The 19,510-nt window shown below is 48.8% G+C and carries 19 protein-coding genes; 1 reads left to right on the forward strand and 18 read right to left on the reverse strand.

Annotated elements, in window-relative coordinates:
• Positions 1 to 2: 2 nt before the first annotated feature.
• From Cabys_RS10115 to Cabys_RS10200, 18 genes are all read right to left on the reverse strand, one after another.
• Positions 3 to 680, reverse strand: coding sequence for a Crp/Fnr family transcriptional regulator (locus Cabys_RS10115; protein WP_006930257.1), 678 nt, complete (start codon positions 678 to 680; stop codon positions 3 to 5).
• A gap of 8 nt (positions 681 to 688) precedes the next feature.
• Positions 689 to 1,336: an SPOR domain-containing protein gene (locus tag Cabys_RS10120; RefSeq protein WP_006930259.1), complete on the reverse strand. Its 648-nt coding sequence runs from the start codon at positions 1,334 to 1,336 to the stop codon at positions 689 to 691.
• Positions 1,333 to 1,689 carry a LapA family protein gene (locus Cabys_RS10125; protein WP_006930262.1) on the reverse strand — a complete coding sequence of 119 codons (357 nt, stop codon included), beginning with the start codon at positions 1,687 to 1,689 and terminating at the stop codon, positions 1,333 to 1,335. Before Cabys_RS10125 ends, Cabys_RS10120 begins: the two co-directional genes overlap by 4 nt.
• A 344-nt stretch (positions 1,690 to 2,033) precedes the next feature.
• On the reverse strand, positions 2,034 to 2,426 hold the full coding sequence (locus Cabys_RS10130; RefSeq protein WP_006930263.1) for a class II SORL domain-containing protein: 393 nt from the start codon (positions 2,424 to 2,426) through the stop codon (positions 2,034 to 2,036).
• A 421-nt stretch (positions 2,427 to 2,847) separates the two neighbouring features.
• Positions 2,848 to 3,930, reverse strand: a complete 1,083-nt coding sequence (locus Cabys_RS10135) for a linear amide C-N hydrolase (RefSeq protein WP_006930267.1) — start codon at positions 3,928 to 3,930, stop codon at positions 2,848 to 2,850.
• A 161-nt stretch (positions 3,931 to 4,091) separates the two neighbouring features.
• On the reverse strand, positions 4,092 to 4,832 hold the full coding sequence (locus Cabys_RS10140; RefSeq protein WP_006930268.1) for a CPBP family glutamic-type intramembrane protease: 741 nt from the start codon (positions 4,830 to 4,832) through the stop codon (positions 4,092 to 4,094).
• 279 nt (positions 4,833 to 5,111) lie between these two features.
• On the reverse strand, positions 5,112 to 6,338 hold the full coding sequence (locus Cabys_RS10145; protein ID WP_006930270.1) for a BamA/TamA family outer membrane protein: 1,227 nt from the start codon (positions 6,336 to 6,338) through the stop codon (positions 5,112 to 5,114).
• A 33-nt stretch (positions 6,339 to 6,371) separates the two neighbouring features.
• Positions 6,372 to 7,901 carry a serine hydrolase domain-containing protein gene (locus Cabys_RS10150; RefSeq protein ID WP_006930275.1) on the reverse strand — a complete coding sequence of 510 codons (1,530 nt, stop codon included), beginning with the start codon at positions 7,899 to 7,901 and terminating at the stop codon, positions 6,372 to 6,374.
• On the reverse strand, positions 7,873 to 8,178 hold the full coding sequence (locus tag Cabys_RS10155; protein ID WP_006930276.1) for a hypothetical protein: 306 nt from the start codon (positions 8,176 to 8,178) through the stop codon (positions 7,873 to 7,875). Before Cabys_RS10155 ends, Cabys_RS10150 begins: the two co-directional genes overlap by 29 nt.
• Positions 8,179 to 8,186: 8 nt before the next feature.
• Entirely contained in the window at positions 8,187 to 8,567 is a 381-nt protein-coding gene (locus tag Cabys_RS10160; protein WP_217183955.1) for a cytidine deaminase, read from the reverse strand.
• Between the two features lie 112 nt (positions 8,568 to 8,679).
• Positions 8,680 to 10,806, reverse strand: a complete 2,127-nt coding sequence (locus tag Cabys_RS10165) for a serine hydrolase (protein WP_006930280.1) — start codon at positions 10,804 to 10,806, stop codon at positions 8,680 to 8,682.
• Positions 10,803 to 12,194, reverse strand: coding sequence for a S8 family peptidase (locus Cabys_RS10170; RefSeq protein WP_150109309.1), 1,392 nt, complete (start codon positions 12,192 to 12,194; stop codon positions 10,803 to 10,805). The genes Cabys_RS10165 and Cabys_RS10170 overlap by 4 nt, the downstream gene beginning before the upstream one ends.
• Positions 12,195 to 12,212: 18 nt before the next feature.
• On the reverse strand, positions 12,213 to 12,908 hold the full coding sequence (locus Cabys_RS10175; protein ID WP_006930282.1) for a hypothetical protein: 696 nt from the start codon (positions 12,906 to 12,908) through the stop codon (positions 12,213 to 12,215).
• A gap of 13 nt (positions 12,909 to 12,921) precedes the next feature.
• Entirely contained in the window at positions 12,922 to 13,731 is an 810-nt protein-coding gene (locus Cabys_RS10180; RefSeq protein WP_006930283.1) for a DUF6544 family protein, read from the reverse strand.
• 18 nt (positions 13,732 to 13,749) lie between these two features.
• Positions 13,750 to 14,829: a hypothetical protein gene (locus Cabys_RS10185; protein ID WP_006930284.1), complete on the reverse strand. Its 1,080-nt coding sequence runs from the start codon at positions 14,827 to 14,829 to the stop codon at positions 13,750 to 13,752.
• 35 nt (positions 14,830 to 14,864) lie between these two features.
• A complete protein-coding gene (locus tag Cabys_RS10190; protein ID WP_006930286.1) occupies positions 14,865 to 15,275 on the reverse strand; it encodes a hypothetical protein in 411 nt (136 codons plus the stop codon).
• 72 nt (positions 15,276 to 15,347) lie between these two features.
• Positions 15,348 to 16,871: a M1 aminopeptidase family protein gene (locus tag Cabys_RS10195; RefSeq protein ID WP_006930287.1), complete on the reverse strand. Its 1,524-nt coding sequence runs from the start codon at positions 16,869 to 16,871 to the stop codon at positions 15,348 to 15,350.
• Positions 16,872 to 17,067: 196 nt separating this feature from the next.
• Positions 17,068 to 17,352: a hypothetical protein gene (locus tag Cabys_RS10200; protein ID WP_006930288.1), complete on the reverse strand. Its 285-nt coding sequence runs from the start codon at positions 17,350 to 17,352 to the stop codon at positions 17,068 to 17,070.
• Between the two features lie 575 nt (positions 17,353 to 17,927).
• On the opposite strand from Cabys_RS10200, the gene Cabys_RS10205 reads away from it, so the two are divergent.
• Positions 17,928 to 19,454: a sigma-54 interaction domain-containing protein gene (locus Cabys_RS10205; protein ID WP_006930290.1), complete on the forward strand. Its 1,527-nt coding sequence runs from the start codon at positions 17,928 to 17,930 to the stop codon at positions 19,452 to 19,454.
• Positions 19,455 to 19,510 lie beyond the last annotated feature (56 nt).

A 19,510-nucleotide genomic window follows, 5' to 3' on the forward strand; every position in this document is an offset into this window, starting at 1 on the left:
TTTTAAGAAAAATCTTCCCGAAATTTGTCATAATCCAGAATGATCAGCTTGCTGCCTTCTTTTTTAACATAACCTAACTGTCCCAACGATTTAATAACGCGCGAAATGGTTTCGCGACTGGTTCCGGCCATGTTTGCCAGGTCCTGCTGCGGCGGTAATTGAGGTATTTCTACCTGGCCCTGTTTAATAATTCCGGAATCATCGGCGATACGCAACAAAGTGGATGCCACTTTGCCCATGGCGTTTTGCAGAGATAGACTTTTAATCTGCTCATCGCTGCGGCGCAGGCGGTGCGCAAGCTCTTTTAAAAGATTTATGGCGACCTGAGGATAATCGTGTAAAATGCGTAAAAAGTTTTCCCGATGAATGAGCAGTAATTCTGTGTCTTCCAGCGTAACGGCATTGGCGCTGCGCGTTTGCCCGTCCAGGATGGACATTTCTCCAAAAAAATCACCGTCAACCAGAATCGACAGAATGACCTCGCGCCCCTCGTCACTAATGCGCGAAATTTTAACGCGACCGCTGAGGATAATGAACATGGTGGACCCGACTTCTTCTTCGATCAGGACCATATTATCTTTTTTGTAGGTTTGTCTAACCATCATGCGTGCAATATCATTCAAAGCGTCGTCGTCTAATTCAGAAAACAATGGAATCGTCTTAAGATCGTGAATATCCATACTCCTCCCTATTCTTTGATGATACGATATTCAATACCAAGTTGTTTTTTCAGCTGCTTTGCTAACTGGTCAGTATCGGCGAAAGTGGCGCCCCCCTTTACCCAAACACAGTAAAAATTTTTGTTATTTATTTTACGTACGACAATTTGACTGTCGATTCTTTTCTGCGAAAGTTCCTTCTGCCGCTTGCGTGCGTTGTTCATGGAGCTGAACGCCCCGAACTGGATGACATATTTGGCATCATCTGTTTTGTAAGAAGGGGGATTCGACGCCTTTTCCTGCGGCGTCTCTTTTATAAAGGAGGCATAACCTTCTGCTTTGAGATAAAGACCAAGGGCGAAATAGTAATCGTGTGATTTTTGCGCGGCAAGACGCTTTAACCGGCCACTGCTCTTTTCATAAATCATCTGATAATTTTTTACAGCCCGTGCACCGTCTTTAATAAAAAGCGTTTTGAAAAATAAATATTCAAGACTATTTTTTGGCTCAGGGGAAACCTGTTCAAGTTTTTGTTTTAAAGCAGCGTACTGTCCGCTTTGATACAGCTTCAACCATTGCTGCCAGTTTTCGTCGGCAAAAAGAGCAACGCTTAAAGTAAGGATGATCAGAATGCCTGAAGTAAACAGACGTGTTTGTTCTTTAATTAAAAGTTTCATGGATTAAAACCACTGTTTGATCTATCAGGATCATCAGGCAGTTTCCGTAGATCGGCGGCCTGTTCCTGTTCTTTAACTTGCTTTTCCAGTTCTTCTATCTTTTTAAGCAGCTTTTTATTCTCTCTTTTAGCTGAAGATACACGCGCTTTATGTTTGATCACTTGCCAGGTCATAATCACGGTGCCAAGCAGTAATCCCAACAAGGTGGAAACAAAAATGACCGTTACAAGATTGATGTGTTCATACGTTCGGCCGAAAAAATCAATGGTTACGCTCTGGTCAAGGTTTTCCGCAAAAAACCACAGTAAAACGGCGCCGATTATAATCCAGAAAAATGTCAGAATGATTTTCATCGTGATTTTTCTTTCTAATTGCTTCAAAAAACAGTTATGAATAAAATAAACATATTCTGATAAAAATACAACATTTAACCGTATTTTAACTTTTTTGCGTCTGCAGGCGGTGCAGAGGAATGCCTTCACTAAAATGCATTTCCCTTGCGTATTGATGTCTGCAAAAATAGGCGACGACGCAGCAAAAGTTATTTCATTTTTCTTTTACGCAAACGAAAAAATTTCATGATTTTATTTGTCTCTCTTCGCATACCGCTAAAATACAGTCTGTTGTTTTAAAAGGAATATGGGTTTTGGGAATTCCCATATTCCTTTTGTGAGTAAAAACGTTTTTTAGTGCGCGACTACTCTACTTCTACCTCCCGGCTGCTTTCCCATAGGCCGTGAATATTGCACAAAGCCATGGCGAACAGGGTGCCAGATTCGTTTAAACTGAGCGAGACGGTTACTTCAGGATTGGCGTACACCGGGCCCTTGTTGGGTCCGCTGGTGCTTTCCCCATGGCCCCAGAACTCAAAATGTCCCACCTGATGCGTAAAGTTACTGCCTTTGGGTTTAAAGAAGACCGAAATCCAGCTAATATGATGTTCGGTAGTGTTGGGATGGGCGATTTCTTTGCCCAGGCCGACTTTAATTTCAAATGCTTCGCCTGCTTTTACTTTTTCCGGAGCTTCAATGACCGGCGCATGTTTTTCTTTTTTCCAGTCGGCAGATTGTAATTGATCGGCTAATTTCATGGCGCCTCCTTTTGTTTGTTTACTTTTTTTGATGCGTTTTTAATTTGATCTTAATTAATGAAATATGCCTACAATTTTAATTTGATGCAAAAATCATTTTTAGGTTATAAACTTTTTTCAAAAGATCTGGCGCTCCATGGCGGGATGCGAAAATTTTTGTGCCGCTGGATTGGTTGAATAGTTGATTAGTTGAATGGTTGAATGGTTGAAATGGTTGAATAGTTAGTCTGTCATTTCAATTCTGTTTCTGCAAATGAGGAGAAACCATGCCACCGCAGGAAGCGGGAGTCCACGCTCAGCTTTCCTCCTCCAAGAATTTAGAGGTAAAAAGGCAAGGACTATTCCAGGAAGTCCCAGCCACTATTTGTGTAGGGGGGAAGGATTTCCATGAAAAATGTTACTAAAAACACCTTGCCTGTCGTTAATGCACACATGGCCTGTTAAACACATATTCCACCTCTCGTTTTAAAAAGATGTCCGGCAACTCCGGAAAACCGGCGATGTGCGTTGTAAACCAGTTCACCAGCTCTTTTTTGTACCTGAAGTATTCTTCTTTCTCCAGATTCCCAAATAGCAGCAGGGAATCGTTTGCCGCCGAATGTTCCTGAACGTCAGCCACGGGGATGGCCGCATCGCAGGAAAAATCGATGCGCTCAAGATAAATGTTCCGTCTTTTTTTACTGCGCAGCGATGTGAAACAAATGCGCCGGTTGGTAATGTCATAAATAACGCTCCACTGCGTCCGCAAATCGGAGCCGACCGCCGATAGAAGGTCAAAACCAAAATCCAGCAGATTGCTGTATTTTTCGTTAAGGAAGCCCTGGACTCCGGAAGCGGCAATGGCAACGATATCCGCAATACTGGTCCACCGCTGCGGGATCGGCTTTTGCCCGCCGAAGCCCCGGTACTCCCCCAGCGCGCTTATCGATTTTTCATAAGGCCAATTGCTGCACACCGGCACAACGACCTCTTTGCCCTGCCGAACCATCATTTGGCCGTTTAAAAATTCAATCACAGCCACGCGCCCCTCTGCGTCGCAAATCAAATAGTGCACCGGCGTTGCTACCGGAACAATGGCCACCTTGCGGCTGTTGGCGATCACTTCTTCCGAGGTGGCAGAAACATCCAGTTGATACTGAATCCACTCCAATTGATTCAAAACAGGCTTGCCGTCCGTTTGGGGATAGACCGTTTCCGGCAATGCCATCTGGGCGATGACCAGCCCTTTTTCGTTCATCCCGCCCATGGGCGCGTCGATGCCTGCCTGATTAAAGGTGACGCTGCCGTATTGCGCCGTCCATCGTGCCGGCTGGTGCGCCGCATCTGTCATGGCCTGTTTTTCCAGCCCTCTTTTATTGATGACCACCAGGCCCATGCCCAGATCATAGTCGAAATTCCGTCCGAAAATAATCTGCGCCGAGTCCTGCAGCACAAATGTGGTGCAGCCTAACGCGTGACCAATGCTCCCGAGTATCAGAATGCAAAAAACAATAATTGCTCTCATAATTATCCTTTTGATTTATTAGTGTCCCGTTCAGCCCGTTGTTGCCAGCGCCCTACTCTTAATCCTCCCCAGACAATTTTTCTGTCATCTAAAAACGATGGCAACAACAACCGTAATCGAAAATAAAGCCGAATCATTTTATCATTCACGCGTTTAGACTCTTAACATCCCCCCCATATCACATGCCAGACCACATCCGCCCAGAAGTGAATGCCCACCGCGGCTAAAAAGCCGTATTTTCTGAAATAGTAAGCGGCAGCCACAGAAAGCGTGCCATTGAGCAGCAGAATTTCTATCAGCAGCGCCGGTGGAATCTGGTTGAATTGTTTCAGAGAAAAGAGCATCATCACAGACGGAAGATGCGCCGCGGCAAAGGCAAAAGCAGAAAGAGCGGTCACCACCCAGAAAACTTGAGACTGCCATTTCCTTTTCAGCAGAATGGATGAAATCAGCCAGGTCCAGAACGATATGAAGAACAGCCGAAAGATGATCTCCTCGCCAATGCTGGCAACAATAGAAGCCACCAGAGAAGTGGGAAAAGGCGGATGGGGAAGATGTCCCAGTGAATGGAATTGGGACAGGATCGTATCGGCTCCGATGAAAAATAGTCCCAGCGCAGAGCCAACGAGCGCCGGTATTAAAAAGTGTTGTCGGTTGGAAACCTGCTCATCCAGGGTTTCGGTAAAGCCCAGTTTGCGGGATAAAGTCAATCCGACCAATCCCAATCCGCCATACAGAACAAGCATCATCAGCGCCGTCACCACGGCGATAATGGATTTCGGCGCAGGCAGTTGATAAGGCGGCAGGAATGAACCCTGAGGTAAAAAAACATTCAATGCACTGAACAGGCTTAACACAATGACCAGCCCGAGATAGATTTTGTGCGATGGGGATAATTTCATTCTTCTCTCTCTTTTTTCAAATCAAACCTTAAAACAATCCTAACATGTATCCAATTCTTTAAGAAAAATGCCTGGCGATGAGTACGCCAGTTCAAAAAAAATGGATGAGTCCGGTATAAAAAGGTTTTATTATCGAATTTCATTTAAATGGGACTATTGTTTTTATTTAAATTACATAAAATATATTCGTGTCCATTCGTGAAATTCGTGGTTTTTATACTGAACTCATGGATGTTCCGCGCTTTTTCAGCAAGTTTTGACAAACGATCATCTTGTTCTTCAAAAAGCTTCAGATATTTGAAAATAGGGGTTTATGCCCCAACGGCTGACGCCCACATCCACGCGCAAATGAATTTTCTCCTGCGGACTGATCAAGTATCGTATGCCGAAACCAAAGCTGTATTTTAATGTCTTCAATTCATAATTCTGCAAATTGTTGACGACGTCGCCCAGCGCGCCAAAAACGACACCGGCAAATCTTTTATGGACAGGGTAGCGGTATTCAATCTGGCTCAAAAACATTTTTTTGTCGCGGAACCGGCTGCCGTTTATACCTCGCATGGACTCTAACAGAACATATTTATTAAAAGGAATTTCACCGTCCACCGACTTGCCTAAAAACTGTACGGCGATGATATGCGATTCGGCCGGGCTGAAATAGTATCGAAGATCAGCCATATAGGAATTGTAGTGGAACGCGCTTCCCAACCCTTTGCGATAAAAGGCGGCGTTAAATTGCAGCCAGGCGCCCGACGTGGGGTAGAAAATATTGTCACGGCTGTCCCACTCGATCACCGGGCCGATGCCGCAAATAGCGCCGCCATTAATCCCCTTTAAATCGTCCCGATCCAGTAAACCGCCGGTCTCAATTTTCAGCACGTTGGTTTTCTGGGCGTTAAACCAGAATCCCAGGCGCAGTTGATTATAAACCCGACGAGTTAGGCCAGCGTAAAAGACGAAATCTTCGGTGGTGAAATTTACGGCTTCCTCTTTTGAATTGCGGTTCCCCATGCCGTAAAAGGTGTCCGGAAATTTTTGATAGGCTATCATTGCTCGCAATTGCCATTTGTAGCTGTCAAAATAAAACTCCGGTTCCAATTTAATAGCAAACTGATTTTTTAAGGTGTAAATAACCTGCGTGTGAAAGCAGTTGGGACGATCATCCTCTGACTGGCTCTCGTCGCGCATGGTAACGGTCGCCCCGCCGCCAAAGATTACAGAAGTCTCGGGCATGTATAAAACAACCGGGAAGCCCACGTAAGAAAAGGCGCTTCCGTAGGAAATGCGCTCGCCCGCGGCAGCTGTTTGAACCGAATCCGATTTTATCATCTCTGATTGATTCCTTTCATAAGAGGCAGCCTGTCTGGTTCGGGCGTCTGTCTTCACATTCCGGGCGCCTGCGGAAAATGCCTTGAATGGAAGCGTCAAAAATAAGATAGAAATGACTGCCACATATCTCATGCGACCCGAAGACAATATTCGTTGCAAATTAATTCGTTGTTTCATCTTAAATTCTATTCCTTGTTTTACATTGGAATCTCATCTGCTTTTCTTTTGCCCTGGGAACAGGGCGGATAAACCGGAAACCAGGGCGCAACAAAACAAGACATATCCCAGCCAGCTGGCGGCAACAGGGAACAGCGAAGAAATGACCAGGTAGTCCTGCGCGGCAGCCCAGAACAATAAGGAGATCAGAACGATGAACAATCCACTCTGGATCAAGCGCACAACCCGCACGTTTGCGCACCACAAGGTAAACCTGCGCCGGCCGGAAACCAGCCCCTTTACCAATCGTTCTGCCTGCCATAAAACAATAAAGAAAAGCAGCCCGATCAAAGTCCACACGATCTTTTGTCCCCAAATTATTTTCCCCATTCCAGGCGCAGAGACGCCGCTCCAATGCGCCCAATCGCTCAAAACATAAGCAAAAGCCGGCCAACTGCGCTGGCTGTTGGTTAATATCACTATGCCGTCGCCGGTTTCGGGAACAGAATGAAAATGCGTCATCCAGCCGTGGCCCTGCCCGCCGTGCCACACCGCCTTTTTTCCATCAGCCAGGATTTCGATAAAATGACCGAATCCGTAAGCGTCGGCTACCAGACCGAACAGCCCGGGAATTTTTGTTTGCGGCGCGTACAGCCGCTGAAAATATTTCTGGAGTCCATTAGACTTTTCTGGATTTAAAGTTGCTTTCATTCCGGCGCAGACAAAACGGGCGATGTCTCCTGCCGTAGCAAATAGTCCACCGGAAGCTTTTACCGGATAGACATAAGGCGGCACCGGTCGGCCTTGCAGATCATATCCTGTGGGAATCTGTGAGCGCCAGGCCTCATTCCAGGCAAAGTCCGCCTGGCGCATGCCCAGCGGTTGCAGCGCTTCATCACTCATGTATTCCGCAAACGTCTGTCCGCTCACCTCTTCAATGAGCAATTCCAGTAAATTGAAGCCCGTATTCGAATAAGCAAAACTACTGCCGGGCGCCCTTTCCAGCCGCGCTTCCCTGCTTAAAAACTCCCGCAACAAAGGCATGGGGCTGCCCGGCGCGTACTCCACGGCCGGACCAATGCTGCCCAGCGGCATTCCGGCTGTGTGACTCAACAGGCGGCGCACGGTGACCGCTTCTTCATTAAATTCCGTATCGGGCAACTTCCAATCGCCCAGGTAATTTTGAAGCGGCGCATCCAGATCGATCCGCCCCTGCTCTACCAGTTTGATGACACCCAGCGCGGTAAGGGATTTTGAAATGGATTCCACCCGGCACGGCGTATCGACCGTTATCTTTCTGCCTTCTGCAAGGTCGGCGTAGCCATAAGCCTTTTGCCAGACGATCTCGCCCTTGTGAATAAGCGCCAGGCAAACGCCGGGGATGGAATACTCCTGCATAATCGCCGGGATACGCTCATCCAGCTGCCCCGTGAATTGCGGCAACGGCGCAGCTGGCGCGACATCCATCGGTGAATAAAACCGGGCGGCAGAGAACACCAGGAACACAGCAATTGTCAGCGAGACAATGAATTGAAACCAGGAGGTTTTCAGAAGATTAACGAAAATGCGGTCTTTTACGCTCATTCCATTCCGTTTCTTTCAATGTGCTGGTTTTTCGCGTTTTAAAAAACAGGCTCACCGTTATCAACAGCGCAGACAGCGACGGCGCAATGAAGGAAGCTAAAACAAAATTAAGACGGAACGGAACGGGATGCTGTCTGATCTGTTGTAACTGCATTTCTACGCTTCCGTCTAAGGCGGAATTCGCCATGAAAACCGGCCACAGAAAAATGACGATGGTAAAAATCAGGCCGGTAACTACCAGACTTTTTCTCAGTGATTTTTTCGGTAATTCCAACATGTTTTCACCTATTGTTCGTATTGAAATGGCAACAACTCAGCAATCTTTATGGTGTGCGGCTGCTTGTCCTTCAGGATGATCACCTGCGCATCCGGCGAGTAATCGGCGATCATCTCCCGGCACATGCCGCAGGGCGACACGATGCGCCCGGTTTCATCCACGGTCACGATGGTTTCGATGTCCGTATCCCCGGCCGTGGCCGCCGCGCCAATGGCCACCGCTTCGCCGCAGATGGTGATGCGTCCCACGTACACTTCCACATGCACGCCGCTGAACACCTTGCCGGACTTTGTCCTGAGCGCAGCAGCGATGTGATGCCGCCCTTCAACAAAGCGTTTTTTGATGAGCGAACGGGCGGTTTCGATTAATTCTAAATCTTCGTTGGTCATTGTTGGCTCCATAGCTTATAATTTTCACTTCTCCGAAATAGTAATTTACTAATTGATAAGGGGCAGCCCTATCCCCGCCAGCAGATTAAATTGTATTGGCGAGGATGGATCACTACTCCTCCTTCCGTTTCGCCGTGACGGCGCCTTCGGGCTGTCTTAAGAGTAAGGCGGTCACCTTCCCTTTTTCATCCAGGGTAAAACGAATGCTTACCGTTGAGTAGTCTTTGAGCACGAATTCATCGCCCAGCGCCGGCTTCAGGGGGTAAGGCGGTTGTCCCGGCACGATTAGCTTGAGCACATTTCCCGCCAGATCGATCCGTATCTCGCGGCCGGCCAGATCGTAGGCGCCTACAAAGCGCTTTAAATATCCGGCGTCGAACAATCGGGCGGAGGGCTTTTTGCGGAAGACAATATTAGCCACCGCCGGTTCAAAGGGCACTTCCACCGCGGCCACGTTGCCCTTCAGATCGGTCCGGAACTGCAGCTTTTTGTTTTCGAAAGCGTCGTCTTCGCCTTTGAGGGCATTGAAAACCTCATAGTGCCAGTGTTCCAGCGGGGTAACGATGTCGTTAAACACGAACTCCAGATGATCTTTCACCAGCCGCACGGTCAGGGTGCCATAGCCGGGATGTTCGTAATCGCCGACATATTCCTCCAGCCGATGCGCCGGCTGGGTGCCTTTTTTCCGCTCCGCATATTTGGTCGCTTTGGCTTCCCTGTCCGCTTCTTTTCCCTTGTCGCGTTTTGCCAGTCCCTCCTTGTTCCAGTCGATAGGCTTAAGGTTGAAGATACGATCCGCCGCATGCTGGGTGAGAATTGCCGGCAATTCCGCGCCGGATTTGTTGGCCAGCACCACCATGCCGATGCCGTCATCGGGAAAGAGCATCACCATGGCGGTAAAGCCGTCGATGTTGCCGCCGTGGTGCAGGCGCCGGTGGCCGCGGTAGGTGTCGGCAAACCAGCCCAGGGCGTAGTCGGCCGGGGAAATCTGCGGGTGTTTGGCCGTGGCGCCGGTGGTCATGTGCGGGGTGTGAATATCGGCCAGGGTGGCGCTGTTAATCATTTGCCGCCCTTTGTAAACGCCGTTATTCAGATGCACCATCAGCCAGTGGCTCATATCCGTAATGTTGGAATTGATGGACCCGGCCGGTCCGATCAGGTCGATTTGCCGAAAGGGAATTCGTTTCAACTGGTTCTCTTCTTCCGTATAGGGCAAAGCAAAATCGGCGCTCTTCTGCGATTGCTGAACGGAAAAATTGGTGGCCTTCATTTCTAGCGGTTGCAGTATCCGCTGCCGCACCGCCTCTTCCCAGGTCTGACCGGTCAGAGATTCCGTGAGATAACCGGCGGTCAGGAACATCAGGTTATTGTATTGGAATTTGGCCCGCAGGTCGGCATTAGCCTCCAGGTATCGCAGGCGGCGAACGACTTCTTTGCGTGTGAGTTTATGATTATTATACCACAACATATCGTGGCGCGGCAGTCCCGAGCGGTGGGTCACCAGATCGCGCGGCGTAAGGCGCTGCGAAAGGAACGGATCTTGCAGCTCGAATTCCGGCAAAAATCGGCGCAGCGGCTGATCCCACTCCAGTTTGCCGTCATCCACCAACTGCCCCAGCACAAAAGTGGTAAAAGCCTTGGTGCTGGAACCGATGGCAAACAGGGTTTGGGACGTCACCGGCAGTTTTTTGTCCAGGTCGCGATAGCCGAAGCCCCCTTGAAACACGACCTGATCATCGCAGACAATGGCCATGGCCAGGCCGGGAACCTGCCAATCCTTGATGGCCCGGGCGATGAAGGCGTCGAAACCGCGCAGGGTCGCTTTTGTCCGGGCAGCCTTTGTGGCGGCGCGACTCAGTGAAAAGGGGAAACTTTGCCCTGACTGGCTAAATTGTCCACTTATCCGCTGGCCGTCCTCGGATAGCTTTCCCTGGAAAGAAGCGTTGCCGGGCACGCCGGGCAGCTTAAAGCGCACTTCTCTGCTGTTAATTTCGATTTCGTCCAGGGGTAAATCTTTGGCGCCCTGCAAGGGAATGGAAATATCGCCGCTCAGGAGGCCATCTTCAACCACAAAAAAGTCGATGTCGATTTCCAGCGCCTGCCCCGGCAGTTCAATCTGCCCTTCCCAATGGCCGGCAATACTCTTTACATCCTGCGCAAGCATTAGATTAAAACCCAGGAAGATCAGCGCCAATAAGGTTGCCAATTGTACAGGGCGACCGCCTAACTGTTCTTTCATTTTTCATACTCCTTTTCATTAATGGTTTTCTTTACCAGTTCGATAAAACCAACCGGATTGACCACCGGTCCAGTCGTCGTGTGAATGGCTGTTTCGATTAGCAAGGTCTTTATTTTCTGCGGGCTGATTTCAGGATTAACCTGAAAGGCCAGCGCGGCCAATCCGGCCAGATAGGGCGCCGCCCAGCTTCTCCCGCCTTCTCGGTCATAAAAATACACCTCCGCGCCCTTGTGGCTGGCAAAGGTTTTATTACCTGTCGGGATGCGAATTACATCATCCGGAAAACTGTATTTCCCGGCCTGATAATTATCAACTGAATCCGGGTCAGCGCTTTCTTTCAGCGTCAAGGTGCCGAAATGCCAATCGCTGGTATCGCAGGTCACCACCAGAATGCCCTTTTCCTGCGCTTCCCGCAGCACGGCCTGCCATTCCGCATAGCGCTTCTTGCTTGCGAAACGACCGTCAGAAATACTGACCACGCGGATGGTTTCTTCTTCGGGCAAATGTTCATTCAAATCAAAGATCATGCGCAGGGCGCGGATATATCCGCTGTTGTCTTTTTTCCACATGGGCACGGCGAAATAGGATAGGGTCGCTTCCGGCGCCACGCCGATATCTTTTCCAACGGCAACGGAAGCAATGGGCGAACCGTGCATCTGCGGCGGAAAGCCGGCCAGCCCCGTGGCGTCGTAACGCGCCAGACGACCGGCGTATTCTTCGTGTTCCATAAGCAACGGCTGATCGATAACGGCCAGTCCCACGCCGCGGCCTGTAATACCCTGGGCGTGTAAAGCCCGGATGCCCAGACCGGGATTTTTGCCTTCTTCCAGCAAACGGCGCGGATCGAAGCCGGCCGGCAGGCTGTCCGCGCCCGGCCACTCGGTCTCGGAGTCGAAAGGTAACGATTCCAGCATTGGCAATTCCGTTCTTAGATCCAGCTGTTTTAACGAAACGTTTTGCAAGCCGTCAAAATGATTCAGCTTTCTTAGATCGCCGTTGTTTCTTAACAGCAGCTTTCTATTCTGCCCGATATCCATCGTCTTATTATTCAGCGTTACATCCAAAAGGGTGAAAACCGCCCCGGGCTCGCTGCGATATTTTCCAAAAGTGAATGTCATAGCGGGGTAGATGAGTTCCAGTAAATCCCTGCCTCCGTCTTTGCGCCAATGTTCTCGTAATGGAAGGCCTAACACGCTTTGCACTTCATGCGGCTCCGTCAGTTTATAAGTGAATAGGCCTGATTGTATGGCTGTTTCAATTTTATCGACAGCATTTTCTTCTTTTACTGGATGTGACGCTTGCGCATAGGGCCCCTTCGCCGCAAAGAGAAGCGCTAAAAAAAATATGGATGCCAGATTGTTTTTGATGGTTGCCCAATTCATCTTCATGTCCCTGTTTTTTAATCTTTATTGAAAGATGATTCCAAACTTCATGTAGCTCTGTCCGCCCTGACCTTCGGCCGGATGAAAAATATCTTCGTAGATGCGACTGCCGCGATACAAAACCAGATAAATGCCAAGCCGGTAGTGCTTTGCCGCCGGAAACGGATAGCAGGCAACACCCAGCGTCGGGCCGTAATCCCAACTGGCAAAGGTGTAGTCCGGAAGCGAGCCGCGGTCGGTAACCGATCGGGAAATTGTCCAGCCCAAAGAAGCCCCGGCTTTTAGGATAAGGCGGGCCTGGCCGTCTTTTCCTTTAAAAAACGGAATATTGCAGGTCAGCGGCAGACGCAACTGACTGAAGCGCACCTGGCGCTGGCCGGCCTGGGCAAAAGTAGGCAGCTCGTAGGTGATGCTCTGATCAAATGTCAGATAATCCAGACCGCTTTCAAAGGTTAGCGTCTTGAATTTAATTATCCTGTGTATGCCTAGGTTAAACCGCGTTTTCGTGGCGCCGGTGATAGCGTCCACTTCGGATGCGCCGTCAACGCCCTGCAGCGTGTTGTTTTCCACCAGTCCGCCGGCGGTCAAACCAAGCAGATAGCTGTTTTCCGTCGAAGCCACCTCTTTAAGAAGCGCGCCTGCGCTACGGCAGCCGTACAATCCTGCCCATAACATGACAGCCACGATGATGGGCAGAAAGGTTTTTAATGTAGAATTCACTTTATTTAACTCCTTAATAAGGCACGGGCACGTTGTAATCGATCTCATAAATTTCTGGTTTGTACCAGCAAAAATCGCCTTCTTCCAGCTTCCAGAACACCTCGCTTTTTGCGGGGATGTTAATGCCGTGATAGGCGCGGTATTCGACGATGCGTATTTCCCAGTCTTTTAACTCGAATTTGCCATCTTTTTCCATGTAGCGTCTGGCGGTAATACGTTCCACCTGATTCTTTTCGTTAAAGTGAAACAGCGCCGAAGCGGACAAATCTTTTAGCGTAATGGTGGCCATGGCGGTGCGCTCATCCAGTTCTTCCCATTGAATAAAATCGTTGAGAAAAACAGAAGGAAACCACACGCCCTCGGCTAAAAAGCGCAGGATTTCGCCCTGATCCACTTCAGGCCCTTCGGCATAAGCCACCCTGATCAAACCGAGTAACTTCACCGTCAAATCGCCTTTACCGTCCAGAAAGCGGTCGGTGGCAGTGATAATGTTGACCTTTCCCTGCCAGAAAAATTCCATGGAATCCACGTTAAAATACTGCACGGCCTTCATGGTTTTAAAATCCTGATCCGGTTTCAAACGGAAATCGCCGCCCTGTTTCAGGCGCACGGTTTTAATCTTTTCCTTGCCGACAATGCCGCTGTAGCGCAGGTAGTTCCGCACCGTTTGCGGCAAATTTTGCAAATCCTTTTCCGATATTCTTTCGAGATCGCTAATTTGCACATGGCTGAACATTTTACTTACTGTTTTATTCATGGCGGCACATCCCACGGTTAGTGTGACGGTTAATAACAATACGGTCGTTTTTTTTCTTAACTTCATTTTGATCTCCTGTGCTTTTTAAAAGCCAGAACTTAATAATTCATCCAGCGATAGATTGGTGGTCATTATTTTCGTTTTCCAGTCCGGATCAATTCTGTCCAGCAAACGGGCCTGCGCCATGCCGGCCAGGTAAAAACGAAAATCGCTGCCCTGCTCGCCGAGACTGTTCTGCAAGCGGCTGAACTCCATCTGCCAGTGCGGCAGTCCTTTTCGGTATGGAACGGCTTCCGAGCGGTAGTCCCCTTCTGCCGCCAATTCATAAAAGCGAATTTCAGCGTATTTGGCCAGACCTTCCAGCCACTCCAGTTCTCTCTCAAAGTCAAGCAAATCAGCCGTAATCTGATATTTTTCTCTTCGTTCCTGGCGAATACGGATGAATTCTCTGATGGATTCTTTCATGCTCTCCCGGTCGTCTGTTGAAAGCGCTTCCCAAAGCAAAAAGCCTTCTTTATTCCACAGGTCAATGAAATCCTGGTTCTGATACGGATATTTCTGTTCTACCCGGTACAGGGACTGGATTTTTCCAAAGCGGGAAGGATTGCGCACGGCCTGATAGGCATGAAACATCTCATGAAGCAGCGAGACCACATACTGATCCGGCGCAATTCTTGCCAAAAAATAGGGAAAGAGTTGCGCGATTCCCGGTGGAAATTCCTGACGAATGCCATTCAGAAACTCGAAGTTCATCTGGTTTAACGTGCCCAGCATGCCGGCCCATTGTTTGTCCAGTAAAACGGCGAACGCTTTTGGTTCTCTCAATTTACGACGCAGGTAGGGCCTGCCCATGAAATCATCGGCGCTGATCGTTTCCCAGCCGGCGTCCGCCCGATCCATCCCCGTCAAAAACTCGTAGCAATTATTAAAAACCACGATCGGAATGTTAACCGAATCCAATCCGGGCCAGACTTTACTGCCGAACTGCTTTTTTAAATGCAGCGTTTCCTGCAGATACGCTTTTTGAACAGGGCTTAACAGACTGTCGCAACTGGCCTGTTTTCGGTTCGTTAAGGCTTGTTTGTTTAACATCCAGAGAATAAGCAGGCCTGAAACCAGTACGGTTAGCAGAATCATAAAGAATCGTTTAAAAAATTTTTTCATATCCCATTCCTTTTTTTTAAATCAATCCAGGCAATTCAATTATACAAAAAGAAGGCCATGGCAATGCACAGGGCCGAATAGATGAGCACGGCGACGTTCAGTTGACGCATGCGCCTGCGGTCGTTTAGAATCCTGACCACAAACTCCCGAAACTGGCTGTAACGGAACAACACCATGTAGATTTTGATGGCCGTGACAGACACCAGCGCGGCGATAATCCAGCTGTAAGCGATTTCAAACGAAAATACCGCATACCAGGTGTAAGCAATGAGCGCCAGCCCCAAAACTCCCACGGCATAGAGCCACTTTGGTTTTTCTTCACGGTAAGCGCTGTTAAGTTCCCATTCTTTCCAGCGGTTGCCCATGACCGCCATTAAAACACGCGAGCCGATGCCCAGCGCCGCCCAGAACAGGCACAGGATTTGAAAATAGTTTAATTGTTTCATTTGTCCGCTCCGTTTTTGTTATTTGTATTTATTTTTGTTTTCGAAATATCTCTCGCAGAAACACACATTAACTCATGGCGTTACGGTCTTCTTTTTTGCCAGCAGCCACCGGTTGGGATCAAGAATAACGCGCTTTGGTTTTTTATCCGTTTTAAAGACTCTTTTCACGACTTTGCCGGTTAATAGAATCTTTTCCAGACGCATGTCGTTCTCTGTTTCCAGTCCCACCTCAAGCGGCAGGTAACGCGGCGGATCGGATTGCTCCAGGATGACCGTTGTGATAAACCGATCGCCGCTTTTGCCAACATCATAGCGCATCGCAACGGCAGGCGCGCCCTTTTGCTGCAACCAGTCTTTCCGCCACCACTGCAGCGACTGCCCACTCCCCTCCTCCATCGTCTTGATGAACTCCTGCATGGAAAAGGTGCGGAAACGGTACCGGTCGAACAACAGGCGCATGCTATTACGAAAAACCTCATCCCCAACCACAAAACGAATTAAATGCATTAGCCAGGGATACTTGCCGTGCACGATTTTTTGCGGCGTGGCGCCGTTGAGTTTATGGTAGGCAACATCTTCCGACGGTTTGCTGTTCAGATACTGCTCACGAAAATAGCGGAATATGGACGGAATCGGTTTGCCGAATGCTTCGTCGTATAAAAATTCGGCATAGTCGCCGAAACCTTCCGTCCACTGGAAGGCGCCGGGACCGGAACCGCGTAAGGTGTAAAACCACCACAGCAGCGCGGTCTCGTGGGCGTCATGTCCGGTTGTGGTGAACTCTTTTTCCAGATACCGCGGACTGTAGCCAATAAAACCGGGGAAAGCGCGTCGGGCGTTTATGCCTTCAATGGTTACAAAGCTGAATTGATCAAAACCGTACGGGCCGTAGTAGTCGGCATAAAAGGCCAGAATTTCCGCGCTGGATTTTAAAATCTGTTCCGCAAAATGCTGGCTTTCCGGATACAAAAAGGTGTGCATCGGAATGTTGTTAATGGTTCGCTGCGTGTGAATCCATCGCCGGTCAGCCAGCACGGAAAAACAGACCGTGGGATGGCCGGTCTCAAAAACGTAAGTCGTTTTATCGCCGCCGCTTAAAACGTGCGCCATCTTTCCCGGGGCTATGGCCGAAAATCCGTCGGGCAGCACAATGGTGGTGGCAACCGTTGCCCAGTCGTCATAAACAATCGGATAAAAACGATCCGACCAGAGCAGAAACAGGCTGCTGTCCGTTACCACAGCCCGGCCTTCGTCATTACTATTTCCCGTTAAGCCATTTAGCTTAAAAGTTAAGATTAAATCACGCGCCGGCTGTTCAACGGTCACCACTATCCGGCCGCGCTTCCGCTCAACCGCGACCGCGGAGGCTGCCGCGCTAACTTTAACCGAATCGTAGGCATTATTCAGTCCGAACACAAAGTGGCGCTCAAGCTGCGCATTGTCGATTTGGATGGCAGCCGTCAGGTTTACGGTGCGGCTCGGAAAGTCAGGCACAATGTGCAGGTCATAGTGGATGACATCGGCGGCATGGCCCGTTCCCATGCTCCATGCAAGCTGGAAAATTAATCCAATGATCAAATGTTTGAATTCTTTCATTGTCGTATTCTCCTGAACTCTCATTTCATTCTCAAATCAACCGAATTTTTTGACTGTACGAAAGCGGAAATAAATTGTTGCCTGCAGTAAGTTAAATTTTAAAACGTCTGCCTTTCTGAGCAGGCAAAGAATCTGGAAAATAGTTTAGTCTGGTTATCAGCTTTCTTTTAAATGTTTCCATTGCAAGATTCCTTATTTACAAAAAGTTTTTTTCCATCCAAACCGTATGGTTCACCAAACCAAATTCCTTTAAATCTGAGACAAGGCGCTCGCCCAGAACGCGGTATTCTGTTTCTGTTGTGTCCGGGTCGTAGCGCAGGTGAACGCTGTAATCGGTTTCCAATCCCGCCTGTTGGTATATTTTAACCGAGGCTGTTTTTACTTTCGCCTTTACCTCTGCCTGCCAGTTTTTTAGAAATCTTTCCAGATCGTCCCGGTTATTTCCCGTTGTGCGTATTTCAATAATTTCCAGGCGCGTCATTCTGTCCTTTCATTTTTTTAATGTTCTGCTTTTATTTACAGGCTAAAACCGTGCCGTTTTTGTAACTTCTTAAAAAACAGCTTTTTATAATTTTGTTCGAAAGAGGGCTCACCAAATATGATAATACAAATTGACAAATATGGTAGTCATGGTCATTTTTACCGTATTTGATAATATCATGTTTTGTTAAAAATCCGTGTTCAAAAAATAGGACACGGATAGCGCGGATGAAACGGATGGACACGGATTAGTTATTAAAAAATATCCGCACAAATCCGTGTAATCTGTCTAATCCGTGTTCGAAAAGGATAGCACACAGATAACGCGGATGAAACGGATAAACACGGATTAGTTATTAAAAAATATCCGCACAAATCCGTGCCATCCGTCAAATCTGTGTTCAAAAAATTGCACACAGATAACGCGGATGAAACGGATGGACACGGATTATTTATTAAAAAAATATCCGCGTAAATCCGTGCAATCCGTGTTCAAAAAAATAATTATAATTGACAAATACGGTAATATCATACATATTTACATATCAGAAAACACAACCATTACGGAAATCTGTCATGGATAAAAATCAATTCTTCCGGGAGGCCACACTGCGCATCTGCGGCAATCTCGAAATTGAACAAGCCCTACATTCCGTGTTGCAATTTTTGCGAGAAGAAATGCCTGTGGACCGCATGTCGCTTCAGCTCTACGAAAAAAGATTAAAAGCTGTGCGCACCATTGCCATGGCTTCGCCGGATGGAGCAAAGGAAGTGGATTTTCTCACCCCCCTGTCCCGTGAAGCGCAACATCAGATTGAAGAAAGAATACGTCTTCAGCAGGCACAGCCACACCTTTATCTGGTCAACGATCATACTCCGCGCATTTACCAGGAAATGTTTCGCTTCCACGGCATCGCGGCAAGTTCGTTCATCGTTCTGCCGCTGAATGTGGGGGAACGGTACGTTGGTTCCCTGACTCTGATTTCGGAAAATGAAGTATTCTCTCAGGAACAGGTGGACTGGATCGCTTTGCTAAAAGAGCCCTTTGTCATCGCGCTCTCCAATACGCTACGCTATCACGAGGTGGTGCGCCTCAAAAACCTGCTTAAAGACGACAACCGCTACCTGTTTCAGGAAATCCGCCACCTCACCGGCGACGAGATCATCGGCGCCAATTTTGGATTGAAAGAGGTGATGAACCAGGTGCAGCGTGTGGCGGCGCTGGACAGTCCGGTATTGTTGTTGGGCGAAACCGGCGCAGGCAAGGATGTGATCGCCAATGCCATTCACTACTCTTCGACGCGCAAGGACGGGCCTTTTGTAAAAGTCAATTGCGGCGCCATTCCCGATTCGCTGATCGACAGCGAACTGTTCGGACACGAAAAAGGCGCCTTTACCGGTGCGCTAACTCAGAAGCGGGGCCGCTTTGAGCGAGCCGACAAAGGCACGATTTTTCTGGATGAAATCGGCGAACTGCCGCTGCAGGCGCAATCGCGTTTGCTGCGTGTGTTACAGCATAAAGAGATTGAACGTGTGGGCGGCAGCAAAACCATCCATCTGGACATCCGCTTTATCGCCGCCACCAACCGCGATCTGCAGGAGATGGTGCGCAACAACCAGTTTCGCGAAGACCTGTTTTTCCGGCTCAGCGTGTTTCCCATCCGCATTCCTCCCCTGCGCGAGCGCGTAGCCGATATTCCGGCGCTGGCCCAGTATTTTATCAGCAAGAAATCCAGAGAGCTCAAACTACCGGGCACGCCCCACCTAGCCGCCGACGCCGTGGACAGACTGACTGCTTACCACTGGCCGGGCAATGTGCGCGAGCTGGAAAACGTGGTGGAGAGAGCTTTAATCCTTAATCCCGAAGGCCCGCTGCGTTTTGACGATTTGCTGCAAACGTCGGTTCACACTCCCGCGGCACATGCTGCGGATGAAGAATGGAGAACGCTGGACGCCATGACCGCCGACTACATTCGCCGGGTGCTGTCTAAAACCAATGGCCGGATCAACGGCAAAGGCGGCGCGGCGGAGATTCTGGGCATTCATCCCAATACCCTGCGCCACCGCATGCGAAAATTAGGGATTGTTTTTGGCAGAAAATGAGAGATTGTTTCAAAGATAAAAGCGGATCAGAGGAATAGGACACGGATAACGCGGAT

The organism is Caldithrix abyssi DSM 13497 (assembly GCF_001886815.1).
Lineage (GTDB): Bacteria > Calditrichota > Calditrichia > Calditrichales > Calditrichaceae > Caldithrix > Caldithrix abyssi.

Coding starts and splice junctions, on each gene's coding strand:
- Cabys_RS10115 (WP_006930257.1), bottom strand. CDS start 680: ATGGATATTCACGATCTTAAGACGATTCCATTGTTTTCTGAATTAGAC.
- Cabys_RS10120 (WP_006930259.1), bottom strand. CDS start 1,336: ATGAAACTTTTAATTAAAGAACAAACACGTCTGTTTACTTCAGGCATT.
- Cabys_RS10125 (WP_006930262.1), bottom strand. CDS start 1,689: ATGAAAATCATTCTGACATTTTTCTGGATTATAATCGGCGCCGTTTTA.
- Cabys_RS10130 (WP_006930263.1), bottom strand. CDS start 2,426: ATGAAATTAGCCGATCAATTACAATCTGCCGACTGGAAAAAAGAAAAA.
- Cabys_RS10135 (WP_006930267.1), bottom strand. CDS start 3,930: ATGAGAGCAATTATTGTTTTTTGCATTCTGATACTCGGGAGCATTGGT.
- Cabys_RS10140 (WP_006930268.1), bottom strand. CDS start 4,832: ATGAAATTATCCCCATCGCACAAAATCTATCTCGGGCTGGTCATTGTG.
- Cabys_RS10145 (WP_006930270.1), bottom strand. CDS start 6,338: ATGAAACAACGAATTAATTTGCAACGAATATTGTCTTCGGGTCGCATG.
- Cabys_RS10150 (WP_006930275.1), bottom strand. CDS start 7,901: ATGAGCGTAAAAGACCGCATTTTCGTTAATCTTCTGAAAACCTCCTGG.
- Cabys_RS10155 (WP_006930276.1), bottom strand. CDS start 8,178: ATGTTGGAATTACCGAAAAAATCACTGAGAAAAAGTCTGGTAGTTACC.
- Cabys_RS10160 (WP_217183955.1), bottom strand. CDS start 8,567: ATGACCAACGAAGATTTAGAATTAATCGAAACCGCCCGTTCGCTCATC.
- Cabys_RS10165 (WP_006930280.1), bottom strand. CDS start 10,806: ATGAAAGAACAGTTAGGCGGTCGCCCTGTACAATTGGCAACCTTATTG.
- Cabys_RS10170 (WP_150109309.1), bottom strand. CDS start 12,194: ATGAAGATGAATTGGGCAACCATCAAAAACAATCTGGCATCCATATTT.
- Cabys_RS10180 (WP_006930283.1), bottom strand. CDS start 13,731: ATGAAGTTAAGAAAAAAAACGACCGTATTGTTATTAACCGTCACACTA.
- Cabys_RS10185 (WP_006930284.1), bottom strand. CDS start 14,829: ATGAAAAAATTTTTTAAACGATTCTTTATGATTCTGCTAACCGTACTG.
- Cabys_RS10190 (WP_006930286.1), bottom strand. CDS start 15,275: ATGAAACAATTAAACTATTTTCAAATCCTGTGCCTGTTCTGGGCGGCG.
- Cabys_RS10195 (WP_006930287.1), bottom strand. CDS start 16,871: ATGAAAGAATTCAAACATTTGATCATTGGATTAATTTTCCAGCTTGCA.
- Cabys_RS10200 (WP_006930288.1), bottom strand. CDS start 17,352: ATGACGCGCCTGGAAATTATTGAAATACGCACAACGGGAAATAACCGG.
- Cabys_RS10205 (WP_006930290.1), top strand. CDS start 17,928: ATGGATAAAAATCAATTCTTCCGGGAGGCCACACTGCGCATCTGCGGC.